The following is a 1,184-nucleotide window of genomic DNA, read 5'->3' as shown; positions in this document are numbered from 1 at the left end:
AATCAATTCTGAACAACTTGTCTAAAATCGTTTTCAACAACGAACACAATAAGCTGTTAGATGCCTCTGCAGAACAGATTCTCGCGCTATTCAAAGGCGAAGAAGTGGCAGCGCCAGCCGAAGATGGCAACGTAGCAGTCTTTAAGATCAAAAACGCACATGGCCTTCACGCTCGCCCGGGTGCGATGCTGGTTGCAGAAGCGAAGAAATTCGAATCAAACATTCGCGTGGCAAACCTAGATGGTGATGGTAAAGCAGTAAATGCGAAAAGCCTGATGAAAGTGATTGCCCTTGGTGTGAAACACGGTCACCAATTACAGTTCTCTGCTGAAGGCCCAGACGCGGCTCAAGCGCTGGAGTCTATCGGCAACGCGATTGCTTCTGGCCTAGGTGAAGGTTAAGGGGCACGCAAATGACAGCATTAAAAACAAACAAAGTTGTGACCATCACGCTAAACCCTGCGCTTGATCTAACAGGCTCGCTCGACGCGCTAAAGGTAGGTTCAGTCAGCCTTGTTGAACAAAGTAGCCTTCACGCGGCAGGCAAAGGCGTTAACGTTGCAAAAGTGCTAAGCGACCTTGGCGCCGACGTTACGGTGACCGGCTTTTTGGGTAAAGACAACCCAGAACTGTTCCATCAACTTTTCACCGAAATTGGCGTAAAAAACGAGTTTGTTGAAGTCGAAGGCGCAACACGCATCAACGTAAAACTGGTTGAAGCCGACGGCCAAGTGAGTGACATCAACTTTCCTGGCGTTCAAGTAACGGCAGAAGAAATTGCGCGTTTTGAAGAGACCCTGTTCCGCCTTGCAGACACTCACGACTACTTCGTTCTAGCTGGCAGCTTACCGGGCGGTGTAACCGCTGAGCAATGCGCAGCGTGGATTGAAAAACTGCTTCAACAAGGCAAAAAAGTATTGTTCGACAGCAGCAAAGCCGCTCTACGTGCAGGTATTGATGCTCATCCGTGGCTTATTAAACCAAATGACGAAGAGCTGAGTGACTTTGTCGGTGAGCACCTAGAAACGCCAGAACAGTGCCAAGTGGCAGCACAAACCCTCAGCAACAAAGGCATCGAGAACATTGTTGTGTCGATGGGTGCTGACGGTGTGATGTGGCTAAACCAAAGCGAGTGGCTACGCGCACAACCGCCACGCATGAATGTGGTGAGCACCGTAGGTGCGG

2 protein-coding genes are annotated in these 1,184 nt (G+C 50.0%); both read left to right on the top strand.

Annotation, left to right across the window (positions count from 1 at the left end; genetic code table 11):
* On the top strand, nt 1–401 hold a 401-nt coding region (locus R7070_RS25910; protein WP_318141476.1), incomplete at its 5' end, for an HPr family phosphocarrier protein.
* An 11-nt stretch (nt 402–412) separates the two neighbouring features.
* Nucleotides 413–1,184 (top strand): 1-phosphofructokinase family hexose kinase (locus R7070_RS25905; RefSeq protein WP_318141475.1); only part of this gene is annotated, 772 nt, incomplete at its 3' end.

The sequence above is a fragment of the Vibrio sp. 1557 genome, from assembly GCF_033340175.1.
Taxonomy (GTDB): domain Bacteria; phylum Pseudomonadota; class Gammaproteobacteria; order Enterobacterales; family Vibrionaceae; genus Vibrio; species Vibrio alginolyticus.
The sequence above is the reverse complement of the archived record's forward strand: the minus strand, read 5'-3'. Positions and strand labels throughout refer to the sequence as shown.